17 protein-coding genes are annotated in these 15,515 nt (G+C 61.7%); 12 read left to right on the top strand and 5 right to left on the bottom strand.

Annotated features, from left to right (window positions below):
• From EN964_RS06980 to EN964_RS06965, 4 genes are all read right to left on the bottom strand, one after another.
• The coding region (locus EN964_RS06980) for a pilus assembly protein N-terminal domain-containing protein (RefSeq protein ID WP_127276269.1) at positions 1–552 on the bottom strand (552 nt) is incomplete at its 3' end.
• Complete coding sequence (gene cpaB / locus EN964_RS06975) at positions 549–1,361, bottom strand: Flp pilus assembly protein CpaB (protein WP_127268813.1); 813 nt, start codon at positions 1,359–1,361, stop codon at positions 549–551. The genes EN964_RS06980 and cpaB, both read right to left, overlap by 4 nt.
• 214 nt (positions 1,362–1,575) lie before the next feature.
• Positions 1,576–2,094, bottom strand: a complete 519-nt coding sequence (locus EN964_RS06970; protein ID WP_127268812.1) for a prepilin peptidase — start codon at positions 2,092–2,094, stop codon at positions 1,576–1,578.
• 170 nt (positions 2,095–2,264) lie between these two features.
• Positions 2,265–2,447, bottom strand: a complete 183-nt coding sequence (locus EN964_RS06965; RefSeq protein ID WP_127268811.1) for a Flp family type IVb pilin — start codon at positions 2,445–2,447, stop codon at positions 2,265–2,267.
• Between the two features lie 332 nt (positions 2,448–2,779).
• On the opposite strand from EN964_RS06965, the gene EN964_RS06960 reads away from it, so the two are divergent.
• The 3 genes from EN964_RS06960 to EN964_RS06950 all read left to right on the top strand — a co-directional run bounded on the left by EN964_RS06960 (position 2,780) and on the right by EN964_RS06950 (position 4,577).
• Positions 2,780–3,202, top strand: coding sequence for a pilus assembly protein N-terminal domain-containing protein (locus EN964_RS06960; protein WP_013533687.1), 423 nt, complete (start codon positions 2,780–2,782; stop codon positions 3,200–3,202).
• A 137-nt stretch (positions 3,203–3,339) separates the two neighbouring features.
• A complete protein-coding gene (locus tag EN964_RS06955; RefSeq protein ID WP_127268810.1) occupies positions 3,340–3,921 on the top strand; it encodes a TadE/TadG family type IV pilus assembly protein in 582 nt (193 codons plus the stop codon).
• Between the two features lie 38 nt (positions 3,922–3,959).
• Positions 3,960–4,577 (top strand): TadE/TadG family type IV pilus assembly protein, encoded by a 618-nt coding sequence (locus EN964_RS06950; protein WP_127268815.1) that lies wholly within the window; start codon positions 3,960–3,962, stop codon positions 4,575–4,577.
• Between the two features lie 36 nt (positions 4,578–4,613).
• Here EN964_RS06950 and EN964_RS06945 read toward each other — a convergent pair whose 3' ends face one another.
• On the bottom strand, positions 4,614–5,534 hold the full coding sequence (locus EN964_RS06945; protein ID WP_164748717.1) for a phosphate/phosphite/phosphonate ABC transporter substrate-binding protein: 921 nt from the start codon (positions 5,532–5,534) through the stop codon (positions 4,614–4,616).
• 143 nt (positions 5,535–5,677) lie between these two features.
• Between EN964_RS06945 and EN964_RS06940 the strand changes: the two genes are divergently transcribed.
• The 9 genes from EN964_RS06940 to EN964_RS06900 form a co-directional block, all read left to right on the top strand.
• Positions 5,678–6,919, top strand: coding sequence for a phosphopentomutase (locus tag EN964_RS06940; protein ID WP_127270398.1), 1,242 nt, complete (start codon positions 5,678–5,680; stop codon positions 6,917–6,919).
• On the top strand, positions 6,912–7,802 hold the full coding sequence (gene mutM / locus EN964_RS06935) for a bifunctional DNA-formamidopyrimidine glycosylase/DNA-(apurinic or apyrimidinic site) lyase (RefSeq protein ID WP_127268053.1): 891 nt from the start codon (positions 6,912–6,914) through the stop codon (positions 7,800–7,802). The genes EN964_RS06940 and mutM overlap by 8 nt, the downstream gene beginning before the upstream one ends.
• A gap of 132 nt (positions 7,803–7,934) precedes the next feature.
• Positions 7,935–8,708, top strand: a complete 774-nt coding sequence (locus EN964_RS06930; RefSeq protein WP_127268054.1) for an enoyl-CoA hydratase — start codon at positions 7,935–7,937, stop codon at positions 8,706–8,708.
• Positions 8,709–8,890: 182 nt separating this feature from the next.
• Positions 8,891–9,157, top strand: coding sequence for a 30S ribosomal protein S20 (rpsT, locus tag EN964_RS06925; protein WP_013533694.1), 267 nt, complete (start codon positions 8,891–8,893; stop codon positions 9,155–9,157).
• Between the two features lie 925 nt (positions 9,158–10,082).
• Positions 10,083–11,558 carry a chromosomal replication initiator protein DnaA gene (gene dnaA, locus EN964_RS06920; RefSeq protein WP_236383352.1) on the top strand — a complete coding sequence of 492 codons (1,476 nt, stop codon included), beginning with the start codon at positions 10,083–10,085 and terminating at the stop codon, positions 11,556–11,558.
• A 304-nt stretch (positions 11,559–11,862) separates the two neighbouring features.
• On the top strand, positions 11,863–12,981 hold the full coding sequence (gene dnaN, locus EN964_RS06915; protein WP_127268056.1) for a DNA polymerase III subunit beta: 1,119 nt from the start codon (positions 11,863–11,865) through the stop codon (positions 12,979–12,981).
• A 205-nt stretch (positions 12,982–13,186) separates the two neighbouring features.
• Complete coding sequence (gene recF, locus EN964_RS06910) at positions 13,187–14,326, top strand: DNA replication/repair protein RecF (RefSeq protein ID WP_127268057.1); 1,140 nt, start codon at positions 13,187–13,189, stop codon at positions 14,324–14,326.
• Between the two features lie 83 nt (positions 14,327–14,409).
• Positions 14,410–15,165 (top strand): molybdopterin-synthase adenylyltransferase MoeB, encoded by a 756-nt coding sequence (locus tag EN964_RS06905; protein WP_127268058.1) that lies wholly within the window; start codon positions 14,410–14,412, stop codon positions 15,163–15,165.
• 4 nt (positions 15,166–15,169) lie between these two features.
• A partial coding sequence (locus EN964_RS06900; protein WP_245490633.1) for a GNAT family N-acetyltransferase occupies positions 15,170–15,515 on the top strand: 346 nt, incomplete at its 3' end.

The raw sequence follows: 15,515 nt of genomic DNA, 5'->3' as shown, positions 1-15,515 counted from the left end.
GCTCTGGGCCGAACCGCCGGCTGCGGTCTGCGAATATTGTCCTGTCGTCGCTTCACCACCCGAAACGAAGATCGTCGCCAGGTCGACCGCGCGTTTTGCGTCCAGCGGCGTGTCGACCGTTCCAGTCAGGACGACGTTGTCATTCAGAAGTTCCACCTTGATGGCCGACGTCGGCAGGAAGCGTCTGATATAATCCTCAAGACCGGCAACGTCGCGTTCGACCGCCAGGTCCAGGCTGACGATCTGCTCGCCATTCGGGCCGAAGACAAAGATGTTCGTCTCGCCGACCGACTTGCCGAACAGATAGATGCGCCTTGCAGTGCGGGTCACCGCGTCGGCAACCGCCGGGTTGGCCACGAGAATGTCGTAGGCATCGCTCGGCAGGTCGATGACCACCGACTTGTTGAGGCCGAGTTTGACGCGCTGGGTGGCCGTCGATGCCGTGACCTGCGCGTTCTTTGCCTCGACAACGCTGCCTTGCACATTCGTTCCGACGAGCAGCAGGCCGAATGCCGCGGCTACGATTGCCGGCAGTTTGCCACCTAGCCTCATTTCCTTGCCCCCACTTCGGAAACTTCGCCCGACTTGATCAGCCTCACCGTTCCTCTGCGGCCATTGCCGGAAACGAGATAGTCCGCCTCACCCAGATTTTTTTCCTGCGTGTCCGCGACCGCCCGCAACGCCAGGGTCAGGCGATCCGCCATCTGCTGGGCGACGGTGATGATCTCCGCCTGCTTGGGCGTCAGTTCCAGCGTGGCGGTCTGGCCTACCCTGGTCTTCTTGCCTTCCTCGTCCTCCTGAATGGTCTGGTCGATGGCCAGGACACGGATGTTCTTGAGGATGGTCTCGGTGTTGAAGCCGGCGGCGCCGCCGGCGGCATCGGCCCTGCGGGTCATGATGACGTCGACGAAATCGTTGGGAAGAATGAAGCCCCCGGCCGACGTATCGGCCGAGATGGCCGTGGCGACCGCCCGCATGCCGGAAGGCAGGATCGACGACATGAAGCTCTGGCCCTCGCCGATCAGCTTGGACCGCCGCAGCGGTTCTCCGGCATACATCGCCACACGGGCAACGGAACTCTTCAGCTTGTCCAGTGCCTCGGGCTCGGCGGTGCGGGTGATGAAATTCGCGTTGACGCCGTCGGCGGGCCAGGATTGCCAGGCGATGTTGTTTTGGATCGGGTTGCCCATCGGAACGTCGCCTGAAAGCACAAGCACATCCTGGAGTGCCACCGCCGGGGCCTGGGGACCGGAATCGACGACGACCTGGGGCGGCGGTGCCACCATGTTCTTCGCGACATAGCCAGCGCCACCCGCCGCGGCCACCGCCACGCTCAGAATTATCAATCGCGATGCTGGCATTTGTCCGAACCCTTGCCCTGGCAAACCACGTAGCCAAGCCGGACTTTGCAGCGGCAATCGTCAAAACAAGGTTAATGTAATGCTTACGATCGTGATTAATTTAAGGTTTACATAAATTAGCCGGAATGTGGTCTGAACGGCCAAAATGGCCGGGCCGGCCCTGTTGAGAACGGGGTTTCGGCAATGCTGACAGACAATAAAAATAAGATAGTGCTCAAGTCGCCAGCCTGGCAAGCGCCCATACCATCAAAGGCGAATCCGGATAGGTCAGCAACCCGCCAAGGCCGAGGGCGACGCCATAGGGGACTCCTTTTGCCTCGTCGGCGAAATGGCGCAGAAACGGATTTTGGCCGGTAACGGCCGCAAGCAGCGACTTCCGGTAGAGGATGATCGCGAGCGTCAGCAGGCCGCCGATGATTGTCGAGGCGACCAGATACTCCACGAGATTGATATTGAGGCCCATCCACATTGCGGTGGCGGCCAGAAGCTTGGCGTCGCCGCCGCCCATGCCGCCCATTGCAAACAGGCCGAACGTCACGGCCAGGACCAGGGCGCCGGCGGCGAAATGTCCGCCATAGGCCGCCCAGTCCATGCCTGTCAGGGGCGCGACCAGCGCGAAGACGACGACGAGCAGCACCGGCACGCGGTTGGCGATCGTCATCGACAGCATGTCGGAGATCGCGGCAAACAGCATGCAGAATGGAAAAACGACGAAGATCAGGGCTTCAAGCATCGGCGCCACGCCTATTGTCCGATTTCATGGGGCTCAATCTAAGCATGTTCGATTAACGATTGATGAGGCTAGGAACGAAAGACGACCTATATCGCCAGCGGCATAGAAAAAGGGCCGCCACGCGGCGGCCCTTTTCCAGAACGCAATCTAAATGCTCGGCGATAAGCCGATCAGCTGCCGCTCGGCGTGCCGTTCAGGGTGCTGCCGATGTTGGTGAACTTGGCGTTCAGCGCATTGCCGAGCGTGCCGGCGCCAGTGATGATGGCGAGCGCGATGAGAACGGCGATCAGACCATATTCGATCGCGGTCGCGCCGGATTCGTCCTTCACAAAACGTGCGATGAGATTAGACATTCGAGAGCTCCTACTCCACGTGTTACAGCACTTCCGTCAACTTCTGTGATGGTTGATCGGATGCTGCCAATCTAGGGAGAAGCTCTTTCGATCGGCTTAAGAAACAGCCTTACCGATTCCTTTCCCGGTTCGAACATATTGCGTGGTTAACCTCGGGCTAATGTATCGCTGAGCCTTCCAGACCGGATTTGGTAGGCTTGCGACCCGACCGGACCGCGCGTCGCGGGCGCCCTTGGCGGCCATTGCACGATTGGCAACATCGCATGCTTAACCGTTGGTTCACCAATCTCGTTCATGTTCCGTTGATCAGTCCGCCTGCGTGGAGCGCCTCAATGGCCCAGCCGAGATCGTCAATCCTGATTGCCGCGCTTCTTGCCGTCTCGAGCTTCGTCGCGCCCGCCATGGCCGGCGCCGGCATCGAGGTCACGATGAACCAGGCCAAGATCGTCAAACTTTCGCGTCCCGCAGACACCATCGTGGTCGGCAACCCGGCAATCGCAGACGCTTCGGTGCAGGACGCTTCGACGATCGTGCTCACCGGCAAAGGCTTCGGCGTCACCAATCTGGTCGTGCTCGATACCGACGGCAGTCCCATCGTCGACGAGCAGGTTACCGTCGTGCGGCAGGCCGCTTCGTCGGTGCGCATCTATCGGCGTGCCGAAATCCAGACGATGTCCTGCACGCCCTATTGCGAAAGCTCCTACAAGAGCGAAGCGGAGAAGTCTTCCGAAGCGGAGATGAGCGTCAGCCGATAGGTGGCGTTGCCGACTGCCGTTCCGGTTATTGTCTGGTTAAGAGGCCTGCGCCGACTTTAACGATCATCCAAACCGGACCTCAATCGGTTTGCGCTAATGCTCCTTCCGAGACCACATAGAGATCGGCAGGATCGAACATGAGCAAGGAATTCGGTCGCGCAGGCGACCACAGAGTGAGACGCCCAAGGTTTTTCGCCCGCTTCCTTCGTGACCGGCGCGGCGCCACGGCAATCGAATTCGCGATCCTTTCAGTCCCCTTCGCGCTGCTTGTCTTTGCCATTCTGGAAAGCTGCATCTCGTTTGCCGGCCAGGAGGTGATGGCCAACGTCACCGACGATGTAGCGCGCAAACTGCGCACCGGCCAGTTGAGGGCGGCTGACGTTGCCGGAACCAATTTGCGGGACATGATCTGCACGAAACTGCAGATCATCGTCTCCCAGGATTGTCCCAATCAACTGCTGGTGGATCTTCGCCAATATACATCGTTCGCCGATGCGGCCACGGCAGGCTTCAAGATCCAGAACGGCGATGTCGTACTGACGAAAGGCACCGCAACCCAATCGTTCTCAGTGACAGCGGGTGCGGCGGAGTCGAGGAACATGCTTCGGGTCTTCTACAAGTGGCCGATCATGACCGACCTCATGGCGCAGTCGATGGGCGGCAACAAGACCCTGCATTTCGCATCGGTGACCTGGCAGAACGAGCCGTTCGACAACTGAGCGGAATGCACGAGCGGTATAAGAAAAGGGCAATGGGCATGATGCGTGCGGGGGCACATCTTATGATTACGGGAGTTTGGCGGAAAGCAAGTCGATTCTGGTCCGATCGCCGTGGCATCGCGGCGGTTGAATTCGCGTTGATCATGCCAATTCTGCTGATCATGTACTTCCTCACAATGGAAGCGTCGCAAGCCATCGAGACCAGCAAGAAGGTCAGTCGTATCGGCAGCATGGTGGCCGATCTCGTTACCCAGCAGACAAGCGTCCTCAAAGCGGATGTCGACGCCATCATGCAGATCGGCAGCGTCACCCTTCAGCCCTACAACCGCTCGCCCCCTAGCATCACCATCACGGCGATACAGGTTACGTCCGATGCGACGAAGGCACAGGTGGTTTGGTCACGCAAATTGGTCGCCAGTGTCGCCAGCGCCGGCGCCGCCGCGACCACCGAGACAACGGTCCCAGCGTCGCTCAAGGTCGCCAACACTTTTCTCATCCGCGTCGAAAGCAACCTCGGCTATACGCCGGTCATCGCGTGGAGCGCGAGCAGTCAACAGAAGCTTGGACTGACCTCGGCTTTCAGCAACATAACCATGGGCGAAACCTATTATCTGCGCCCCCGCAGAAGCGTGACGATCCCTTGCAGCGACTGTTGAACAGAACCAGCCAGGCCCTGCGCAGGGCCGCTCCAGCTATTGCTGCGGCTCACGGTCCGAAACGAAGCGCACGATAGCAGCGGCCATCTCGTAATCTTTTGGCGACACGCGAGCGAAGCCGCCGGAATGTCTCGATTCCAGGAGATCGTAGATATCGGGCGTCGTCGACTTGAGGTTGGTGAGGAACACGGCAAGCCTGCGCTTGGCTTCCGGGTCGAGATCGCTGCGGACCGCATGGGGGCCGTATCTCAACAGGCCCGACGTCCATACGATCCGAAGCGCCGTCACCGAGAGCCCTGCCGCCTCCAGCCTGGCCTGCGTGCCCGACGGTTCTCGCGGGCCGTCGGCAGCGGCCCTCACCCAGCCGAACAGGCCATCGGCCTTGCCGTCGACCAGCATCGTCTCGGCCGCCGCGGCCGAATCGGTGCGGGCCAAAAACTGTGCATCTTCCGCGATCTTGCGGCCCTCCGCCGCCAACGCCGCCAATGGCAGGAGAGAACCGCCGACGCTGTCCGAAGGCGCCATGGCGATACGATGGCGGTCCATCGCCGCCAGGGCAGGCAGCTTGCCGTCTCGCGTCAGCAGAACGGAGCGGATGCCGATCGCGCCGTCTGAATCGACCGGAGCGACAAGCGGCTCGATACATAAGCAGCGCTGCGAAGCCGTCGCATAGGCGGTGGCCGAATAGATCGCATATTCGATGCGGGCATCGGCCTGCGCCTCGATCAGCGCGGCATAGTTGCGGGCAACGACAAACTCGACCTTCATGCCCAAGGCCTTGGTGTAGGCGTCGGTCAACAGTGCCAGCCCCGGAACGGCATTGCCGGCGCCTGGCTCGGCAACGATGCCGATACGAAACGTGCCGATATCATCGCGCCAGTCGGCATGCGCCGGGTTGGACCAGAGCCCGACGAGCGTCAGCATGAGAGCGGCATAAGTCTTCAGCGCAACCCTCATGACAGGAACCACAGTCTGTTGTCCTCGATCCATGCCCATCCCAGTGCACTGGACTATCACGCCAAGCCGTTGCCGTTTGGTTTCCGAATTGCCAATGAAGTCGCGGAACCCTATGTCTGGTCGGTCAAACTGGCAACAACTCGATGGCGCGCGCTTTCCTCTTCGTTCTGGATTCCTTCGGCATCGGCGGCGCGGCCGACGCCGACCGCTACGGTGACGCCGGCGCCAACACATTCGCGCACATCGCAGAGGCCTGTGCGGAGGGCCGTGCGGATCGCGAAGGGCTTCGCAGTGGACCGCTGTTTGTCCCTCACATGGCGTCGCTCGGGCTTGGCAAGGCCGCCGAAACCGCGACGGGACTGGGGTTTGCCAACAGCGGGGCGGATCTGCTCCCAACTGCCTTTCACGGCGCCGCACAGGAGGTTTCGAGCGGCAAGGATACACCATCCGGTCATTGGGAAATCGCCGGCCTGCCGGTGCGCCTCGACTGGGGCTATTTCCCGGATACGGTTCCGGCCTTTCCGGCCGAACTGACCGAGGCTATCATTCGCGAAGGCAAGGTGCCGGGCATTCTCGGCAATTGCCATGCGCCGGGCACCGAGATCATCGAGCGCTTCGGCGAGGAGCACATCCGGACCGGCAAGCCGATCTGCTACACGTCGGTCGACTCGGTCCTGCAAATCGCCGCGCATGAAGTCCATTTCGGCCTCGACCGGCTTTATGAATTCTGCCAGGTGGTGCGCAGGCTGGTTGACCCTCTGAGGATCGGACGGGTGATCGCGCGGCCATTCGTCGGCGAAACCACCGCCACTTTCGAGCGGACATACAACCGTCATGACTACGCCGTGCCCCCGCCGGAACCGACCCTGCTCGACCGGCTGACGGCGCGTGGCAGCCGTGTCATCGCCGTCGGCAAGATCGGCGACATCTTCGCCCATCGCGGAATTTCGCAAGTGCGCAAGGCGGCAGGCAACATGGCGATGTTCGACGAGGCTCTGGGTGCGATGGATAATGCCGGCGACGGTGACCTCGTCTTCGCCAATTTCGTCGACTTCGACACCGAATTCGGTCACCGCCGCGATGTCGCGGGCTATGCTGCCGCGCTCGAGGCCTTCGACCTGCGGCTGCCGGAGGCATTTGCGAGGCTGCGGCAGGGCGATCTTCTCATCCTGACGGCCGACCACGGCAACGACCCGACCTGGGGCGGGACCGATCACACGCGCGAGCGCATTCCGGTGATCGGCACTGGACCGGGTCTCAAGGGCGGCGACATCGGACTGAGAACGACATTCGCCGACATTGGCGAGACCGTGGCCGAGCATCTCGGGCTGGCGCCCGGACGCTACGGCACGTCTTTCTATACGGCGATCGGCGGTCATGCCTGAATTGCCGGAGGTCGAAACCGTCCGGCGCGGGCTGCAGCCGGTTCTGGAAGGCGCTACCATCGCCCGCGTCGAGGCGCGCCGACCGGATCTGCGCTTTCCATTTCCCGAGAAATTCGCGCAGCGGCTGACCGGCAAGACGATCACGGCACTCGGCCGCCGGGCCAAGTATCTGACGATGGACCTGGAAGGCGGCCCCATGCTGATCTGCCATCTCGGCATGTCGGGCTCATTCCGCATAGAGACGGCCGATGGCAGCGACATGCCCGGCATCTTCCGGCACGACCGCTCGAAGAGCTCCAATCACGACCACGTCGTCTTCCATGTCGTGTCTCCGGCCGGTGCCCGGTCCCGCGTGATCTTCAATGATCCGCGCCGCTTCGGCTTCATGCTGTTTGCGGAAGGGCTGCCGGACGTTCATCCGATGCTGGCTGGACTTGGCGTCGAGCCAACCGGCAACACATTGGACGGTGCGCTGCTTGCCTCATTGATGAAGGGGCGGCGATCACCGCTGAAGGCAGCGCTTCTCGACCAGAGGCTGATCGCCGGGCTCGGCAACATCTATGTGTCGGAGGCGTTGTGGCGTGCCGGCCTGTCGCCGCTGCGCGAGGCGGGCACGATCGCCAGGCCCGGAAAGAAAGCCCAGGCCCAAAGCGAACACCTCGCGCAAGCCATTCGTTCGGTGATATCGGATGCGATCGCAGCCGGCGGCTCCTCACTGCGGGACTATATGCAGACCGATGGGGCGCTGGGCTATTTCCAGCACGCCTTCGCCGTCTACGACCGCGAAGGCAAGGCCTGCTCCAAGCCCGGCTGCGGCGGCCACATCGAACGTGTCGTGCAGAGCGGCCGATCGACCTTTTATTGCCGGACATGTCAGCGATGAGTCAGAGTAATTCCAGGAAAAGTGGGAACGGTTTCCCGTTCGGAATTGCGTCAAGACAGAGAGATGGAGCGGTTCTGCGTTTCCGTGAAACGATGAACCGCTCTAGACGAGCGTGAGCAAGGAGAAGCAGCCATGGCCTATGAGACGATCATCACCGAGACGCACGGCAAGGTCGGGCTGATCACGCTGAACAGGCCGCAGGCGCTCAACGCGCTGAATTCGCAGATTCTGACCGAGGTGGTGGCGGCCGTGAACGGGTTCAGCGCCGATCCCGGTGTCGGCGCCATGGTCATCACCGGTTCCGAAAAGGCTTTCGCCGCCGGCGCCGATATCAAGGAGATGCAGTCCATCTCCTACGCGGACGCCTACGCCCAAGACTTCTTCGTCGGCTGGGAGGAACTGACGCGGGCGCGAAAGCCTATTATCGCGGCAGTGGCGGGCTATGCACTCGGCGGCGGCTGCGAGCTGGCGATGATGTGCGATTTCATTATCGCCGCCGACACGGCCAAATTCGGCCAGCCCGAGATCACCCTCGGCGTCATTCCAGGCATGGGCGGGTCACAAAGGCTGACCCGCTTCGTCGGCAAGTCGAAAGCGATGGACATGTGCCTGACCGGGCGGATGATGGATGCCGCCGAGGCCGAGCGTTCTGGCCTGGTGTCGCGGGTGGTGCCTGCCGGCGAGCTTGTCGAGGAGGCGCTGAAGGCCGCGGCCAAGATTGCCGCTTTCTCGCTACCATCCGTGATGATGGCGAAGGAGGCTGTCAACCGCGCCTTCGAGACGACGCTTGCCGAGGGATTGCGGTTCGAGCGCCGGCTGTTTCACTCGCTGTTTGCACTGGACGATCAGAAGGAAGGCATGGCGGCCTTTGCCGAGAAGCGGAAGCCGAATTTCACCAACCGCTGACGCCAATCCCTTGGCTGCGAAGAAGATGGCTGCTGGCCGCCAAAAAGAAGGCCGGGCAGCGTTGACGCGCCGGAAAAGCTGAACTATAAGCCGCACCAACCGAGGCGGCCCCGTGGCTGCCCGTTTGTTTTTTGCGCCCTGCGGCATCCCGCATGCGCCGACCAGATCAGAAGAGAGGCATCATGGCCAATACATCCTCGGCCAAAAAGGCAACGCGCAAGATCGTCCGCCGCGCAGCGATCAACAAGAACCGCCGCTCGCGCGTCCGCACCTATATCCGCCAGGTCGAAGAGGCCCTTGCCTCCGGTGACAAGGCTGCCGCACAGGCTGCCTTCAAGATCGCGGAGCCGGAATTGATGCGTGCCGCGACCAAGGGCGTGATCCACAAGAACACGGCGTCCCGCAAGGTGTCGCGACTGGCTCAGCGGGTCAAGGTACTGTCGGCCTGACATTACTTGCCTAGACTGACGTTCTTCGAACCCGGCCGTTTGTGCCGGGTTTTTTCGTTTGCCGGCAAGCACTTAAAAAGAATGTCCGGAAACGGCGTCTTATGCGGCATTTCACAATTAGGAATAGTTTGCCGGCATATGCATGCCTGCTGGTGATCGGCATGCTTGAAACGGCCGACCTAAAGATTCTTAACTGTCAGAAATACCTTATATCTTTCAGTGACTTACAGATGGTGATCCACAGCTTGTCCACACCGGACCGGCCCGATCGGGGAGAAGTCGCTGTCAAGCGAATTATTTCAGAATATTTCTGTCAGCGCCCGGTTTTTCATATTCGCCGGAAAAGGGTTTGAATCACAATGGCTTTGTTAAAATGTGCCGTCGCGGCACGCCACTCGAACCCGCCTCCACTAACCAGATTCCTTAAAAATCCGTTAGACGTGGCCTTGCCCTATCCACAGCGATTTCGGTAGTGTCGATCTATCGAAAGGGACGGGCTCTGGCTCTTAACCCAAGCCTGAATCGGCCAGCTTAAATTGGCGGGATTTGCAACGCGGATCAAGTCCGCGGACGGTTTTGGTTTGTCTTTTTCGATACGGTAGGGGACTGGCGTAACTAGACATGGCAGGTAGACGGCGCGCCGGCGCTCTTTTCGCCGGGCGGTGTTGTATTGCCCTGACATACCCAACGCGGACTGGCTTCCATGGGCCGGCACCGGTTCCCGCGGATAATGGGCGACGTTCATCTGCCGGCGGCGGCAGCGGACATCGTAGCAAAGACTTAGGTCGCCGGAACCGGATGCAGGAGGCGCATCCCCGGTGGAAAACAGGTACGGAAGGACAAGGAAAAGATCATGCAGAGCGGCATTGAAAGGGAACTTACGGGCGACCTCCCATTTCCTGGAACTTTGATCGGAGCAAACGACATGGCGGTGTCCAGCGACGCGGAACAGAAATTCGACCGGGTCAAGACCCAGTTGAAGGCGCGCCTGGGAACCGAAGTCTATTCGAGCTGGTTTGGCCGCATGAAGGTCGCCGAGGCTTCCAAGGGCATCGTCCGCATCTCCGTGCCTACCGCCTTCCTGCGTTCATGGATCAACGGCCACTATCTCGACCTCATTTCAGAGCTGTGGAAGCAGGAGGATGCCGATCTCCTCAAGATCGACATCGTCGTGCGCACGGCAACCCGTCAGGGACGCAGCCAGGCCGAGCCAGAGGTGACGCCAGCACGCAGCAAGATGACACGGCAGACGCAGACGGCACTTGCCGCCGGCACAGTCAGCCCCAGCCGGGTGGAGCGCGCACCGGCTCCGCGTCCGGGCACACCGATCGAGAGCGAATTTCGCCACAACGTGCTGGGGTCGCCGCTCGATCCGCGCTACACGTTCGGGTCCTTCATCGAGGGACCGTCGAACCGGGTGGCCTTCGCCGCCGCCAAGGCGGTAGCGGAATCGCAATCGAGCGCAGTGCGCTTCAATCCGCTTTTCCTTCACGCAACCGTCGGGCTCGGCAAGACACATTTGCTGCAGGCCATCGCTGCGGAATCGCTGAAGCAGAACCCCAAGTCGCGCGTCGTCTATCTCACGGCCGAGTATTTCATGTGGCGCTTTGCCACCGCGATCCGCGACAACAACGCGCTGACGCTCAAGGAACAGCTGCGCGACATCGACCTGCTCATCATCGACGACATGCAGTTTCTGCAGGGCAAGTCGATCCAGCATGAATTCTGCCACCTCATCAACATGCTGCTCGACAGCGCCAAGCAGGTCGTCGTCGCCGCCGACCGGCCGCCGTCGGAACTGGAATCGCTCGAACCGCGGGTCCGTTCGCGCCTCAATGGCGGTGTCGCGCTTGAAATGTCGGCGCCCGATTTCGCCATGCGCCTCGGCATGCTCAAATTGCGCCTTGCCACGGCCAGGAGCGACGACGCATCGCTCGACATTTCGGAGGAGATCCTCAATCACGTCGCCCGCACCGTGACCGGCAGCGGACGCGAGCTGGAAGGCGCCTTCAATCAGCTTTTGTTCCGTCAATCCTTCGAGCCGCAGATCACCATCGACCGGATCGACGAAATTCTCGGCCACATCTATCGCACCGGCGAGCCGAAGCGTGTCCGTATCGAGGACATCCAGCGCATCGTGGCGCGTCACTACAATGTGTCGAAGACCGAATTGCTGTCCAACCGGCGCACGCGCACCATCGTCAAGCCGCGGCAGGTCGCCATGTACCTGTCGAAGGTGATGACGCCGCGCTCACTACCCGAGATCGGACGGCGTTTCGGCGGCCGCGATCACACCACGGTGCTGCATGCCGTGCGCAAGATCGAGGACCTTTCCGGCAACGACAACACGCTGGCGCAGGAACTTGAGCTTCTGAGGCGGTTGATCAACGACCAGGCCTGATCCTCCGGGGATGGCTGAGCCGGAACAATACCGGAATTCAATGGCTTGCCAGTGCGGCGCTGGGCCTGGATCGGGCTCGTGGCGCCGCCTGGAAGCGATCTGGATTTCGGTTTTACGACACTGGCTCGCGGACTTCGGGCGCGTTATCCCCAGAAAGCCCGCGTAGCCGGCCTGAACCGGTGGCGCGGGCTTGCGTTTGCTGGTTTTTTCCTGTCAGTTTACGCAGATTCTGAGCCTGTTCAGACCTTTCGCGGGACGCCGCTCACTGGTGACCCGTCATTCATTCAAGCGAGCCTGTTTCGTCATGCGTGTTATCCTGGAACGGTCCAATCTCCTGAAGTCGCTCAACCACGTCCATCGCGTGGTCGAGCGGCGAAACACCATACCGATCCTGTCCAACGTGCTGCTCAGCGCCGAAGGCGCCAGCCTTGAAATGAAGGCGACCGATCTCGACCTCGAGGTGACCGAAGCGACACCCGCCAAGGTGGAGCGCGGCGGGGCGACGACAGTCCCGGCACATCTGCTCTACGACATCGTGCGCAAGCTTGCCGATGGCGCCGAGGTGATGCTGAAGACGGACGAGGACGGCAACGCCATGTCAGTGACGTCTGGCCGCTCGAGCTTCCGCCTTCAGTGCCTGCCGCAATCCGACTTCCCGGAGCTCTCGGCCGGATCGTTCTCGCATATCTTCCGTCTCGACTCGGTTGCCCTGAAAGGCCTGATCGAGAAGACCCAATTCGCCATCTCCACCGAGGAGACGCGTTATTACCTGAACGGCATCTATCTGCACACGCATGAGGTCGGCGGCAAGTTGAAGCTGCGCTCGGTAGCGACCGACGGCCACCGCCTGGCGCGCGCCGAGATCGATGCGCCAGCGGGTTCCGAAGGCATGCCGGGCATCATCATTCCGCGCAAGACGGTGAGCGAGCTGCAGAAGCTCGTCGACGATCCGGATGTCGCGGTCACCACCGAACTGTCGGACACCAAGATCCGCTTCACGATCGGCAGCGTGGTTTTGACCTCGAAGCTGATCGACGGCACCTTCCCCGACTATCAGCGGGTCATTCCGACCGGCAACGACAAGAAGCTGATCATCGACCGCCAGAGTTTTGCCGCCGCTGTCGATCGCGTCTCGACCATCTCTTCCGAACGCGGCCGCGCGGTGAAGCTGTCGATCAGCGAGGGTCAGGTGACACTTGCGGTCAACAATCCCGATTCAGGCAGCGCCACCGAAGAGCTGTCCGCCGACTATTCATCCGATCCGATCGAGATCGGCTTCAACGCCAAGTACCTGCTCGACGTTGCCGCGCAACTGACCGGCACGGAAGCCAAGTTCATGCTGGCCGACGCCGGCTCGCCGACGCTGATCCACGACATGGCCGACGAGACCGCACTCTATGTGCTGATGCCGATGCGGGTGTAGCGGCACGGTGTCAGCACTTCGGTCCTGTTGTGGACCGGCAAGCGCGATATTTACGGCAACTTCTAGAGCAATTCCAGGAAAAGTGTGAAGCGGTTTTCCCGGGAAAAGCGCATAGCGCTTTCCCTTGGGAATTGCGTTAAAACAAAGAGATAGATTGGTTTTGCGTTTCCGTGAAACGATGGAACGCTCTATAGGCGGATAGCGGTTGCCGGCACAGAACCACATAAGTAAGCTTACACTTACCAATTTCCGAAACTACGCGGCGCTGACGATCGATCTGGCGCCAGGTGCCGTGGTTTTTTCCGGCGACAACGGCGCCGGCAAAACCAATCTCCTCGAAGCAATCTCCCTTTTGACACCGGGGCGTGGTTTGCGCCGCGCCCCTTACGTGGATGTCGCACGCGAGGGCGGCGACGGCGGCTTTGCATTGCATGCCCGGCTCGACGGACCTGACGGCCAGGTCGAGATCGGAACAGGCATTTCCGGCGGCGACACCGCCGGCGAAGGCGGCAGGCGGGTGCGCATCAACGGAGCGTCGGCGCGCTCGGCCGAGGACATGCTGGAATGGCTGCGCGTGGTGTGGCTGACGCCAGCCATGGACGCGTTGTTCACCGGACCGGCCGCGGATCGCCGGCGATTTCTCGATCGGCTCGTGCTGGCGATCGATCCCGGGCACGGGCAACGTGCGATCGACTACGAGAAGGCTATGCGCGGTCGTAACCGGCTGCTTACCGAAAACTCCCGGGACGACCGCTGGTTCGACGCTATCGAGACGCAGATGGCCGAAACCGGTGTGGCGATAGCCGCGGCGCGGGCCGAAATGGTGCGGCTGCTCGCCACCATGATCGACAGGCTGCCCGACACGGGACCATTTCCGCGGGCCGATATCGGCCTTTCGGGCGATCTGGAAGCCGAAATCGCCGCCGCGCCGGCGGTCGATGTCGAGGAGCGCTTCCGTCGGACGCTTGCCGGGGGCCGTGAGCGCGATCGCGCCGCCGGGCGCACCCTCGACGGCCCGCACCGTTCGGATCTGGTGGTTCGACACCGCCCCAAGGCGATGCCGGCCGAACTCTGCTCGACCGGCGAGCAGAAGGCACTGCTGGTCGGCATCGTGCTGTCGCACGCAAGGCTGACCGGCGAAATGTCGGGCATGACGCCGATCCTGTTGCTCGACGAGATCGCCGCGCATCTCGACAGCCGGCGGCGCGCGGCGCTGTTCTCCATCCTGGAGGAACTGAACTGCCAGGCGTTCATGACAGGAACCGATGCTGCGCTGTTTTCCAGTCTCCAGGGGCGCGCGCAATTCCTGACTGTCGACCATGGGACAGTTGGGCCAACGATCTAGACCATTGTGCCTCGTGTTCCTGGGCGACATCAACAGGTGCGTTGGCCCCTGACAAGGTTTTTCAGTCCCTGTATGATCAGGCAATGACCACTGCCGCCCTGACCGCAGACGAGATCGAACGCTATGCCCGCCACATCGTGCTGCCGGAGATCGGCGGCGCCGGCCAGCAAAGGCTGAAACAGGCCCGGGTGCTGGTCATCGGCGCTGGCGGACTGGGCGCGCCGGTGCTTGAATATCTTGCCGCCGCCGGCGTCGGCACACTCGGCGTGATCGATGACGACACCGTTTCGCTGTCCAACCTGCAGCGCCAGGTCATTCACGGTACCGACACTGTCGGCCTGCTGAAGACCGATAGCGCCAAGGCGGCAATCGCTCGCATCAATCCCAACACCACAGTCGAACCGCATACGTTCCGGCTGACCACGGACAATGCGCCCGCCCTCGTCGCCCGCTATGACATCGTCGTCGACGGTTCCGACAATTTCGAAACGCGCTATGCCGTGGCCGATGCCTGCGCGAGCGAAGGCAAGCCGCTGGTGCATGCCGCCGTCGGACGCTTCGATGGTTCGGTAACGGTGCTGAAGCCATTCGAAGACGGCAGGGACGGCAAGCCCAACCCAAGCTATCGCGATCTGTTTCCCGAGGCGCCGCCGCCGGGCCTGGTGCCGTCCTGTGCCGAAGCCGGCGTGCTTGGCGCGCTGACCGGCGTCGTCGGTACGCTGCAGGCGATGGAGGCGATCAAGCTGATCACCGGCATTGGCGAGCCGCTGGTCGGCCGGCTGCTGCTCTATGATGCGCTGGCGGCGCGCTTCGACACCATCCGCTACAAGAGAAGCTGAATTCTTGGACCGGAACGAAGCTGTCTCCATCACGCGGATCCCGACCGATTTCGACCGTTGGGACGATGTGCTCGCATTGATCATGCGCGCTTTCGCTTCGATGGACGGCGTTGTCGACCCGCCCTCCTCGGCCCACCATCTGACCGCCGACACCCTGAGCGACAAGGCGCGGCTGGAGACCGGCTTCGTGGCGGTGCAGGGCGACAGGATCGTCGGCTGCGTCTTTGCCCTTGAGAGGGCGGCGGACCTTTATGTCGGCAAGTTCGCGGTCGCGCCGGACCGCCAGGGACAAGGCATTGGCCGGCGGCTGATGCAGGCAGTCGAAGACCTTGCCCGTAGCCGCGGCAAGG

Origin of the sequence: Mesorhizobium sp. M7A.F.Ca.CA.001.10.2.1 (genome assembly GCF_003998575.1) — a bacterium.
Lineage (GTDB): Bacteria > Pseudomonadota > Alphaproteobacteria > Rhizobiales > Rhizobiaceae > Mesorhizobium.
This window is presented reverse-complemented; position numbering and strand designations above follow the sequence as displayed.

Bases quoted from the DNA above. Each gene is read 5' to 3' on its own strand.
- EN964_RS06945 (WP_164748717.1), bottom strand. From the start codon at position 5,534: ATGAGGGTTGCGCTGAAGACTTATGCCGCTCTCATGCTGACGCTCGTC.
- dnaA (WP_236383352.1), top strand. From the start codon at position 10,083: ATGGCGGTGTCCAGCGACGCGGAACAGAAATTCGACCGGGTCAAGACC.
- EN964_RS06905 (WP_127268058.1), top strand. From the start codon at position 14,410: ATGACCACTGCCGCCCTGACCGCAGACGAGATCGAACGCTATGCCCGC.
- EN964_RS06970 (WP_127268812.1), bottom strand. From the start codon at position 2,094: ATGCTTGAAGCCCTGATCTTCGTCGTTTTTCCATTCTGCATGCTGTTT.
- EN964_RS06965 (WP_127268811.1), bottom strand. From the start codon at position 2,447: ATGTCTAATCTCATCGCACGTTTTGTGAAGGACGAATCCGGCGCGACC.
- EN964_RS06960 (WP_013533687.1), top strand. From the start codon at position 2,780: ATGGCCCAGCCGAGATCGTCAATCCTGATTGCCGCGCTTCTTGCCGTC.
- dnaN (WP_127268056.1), top strand. From the start codon at position 11,863: ATGCGTGTTATCCTGGAACGGTCCAATCTCCTGAAGTCGCTCAACCAC.
- cpaB (WP_127268813.1), bottom strand. From the start codon at position 1,361: ATGCCAGCATCGCGATTGATAATTCTGAGCGTGGCGGTGGCCGCGGCG.
- mutM (WP_127268053.1), top strand. From the start codon at position 6,912: ATGCCTGAATTGCCGGAGGTCGAAACCGTCCGGCGCGGGCTGCAGCCG.
- rpsT (WP_013533694.1), top strand. From the start codon at position 8,891: ATGGCCAATACATCCTCGGCCAAAAAGGCAACGCGCAAGATCGTCCGC.
- EN964_RS06950 (WP_127268815.1), top strand. From the start codon at position 3,960: ATGATGCGTGCGGGGGCACATCTTATGATTACGGGAGTTTGGCGGAAA.
- EN964_RS06930 (WP_127268054.1), top strand. From the start codon at position 7,935: ATGGCCTATGAGACGATCATCACCGAGACGCACGGCAAGGTCGGGCTG.
- EN964_RS06955 (WP_127268810.1), top strand. From the start codon at position 3,340: ATGAGCAAGGAATTCGGTCGCGCAGGCGACCACAGAGTGAGACGCCCA.
- EN964_RS06940 (WP_127270398.1), top strand. From the start codon at position 5,678: ATGGCGCGCGCTTTCCTCTTCGTTCTGGATTCCTTCGGCATCGGCGGC.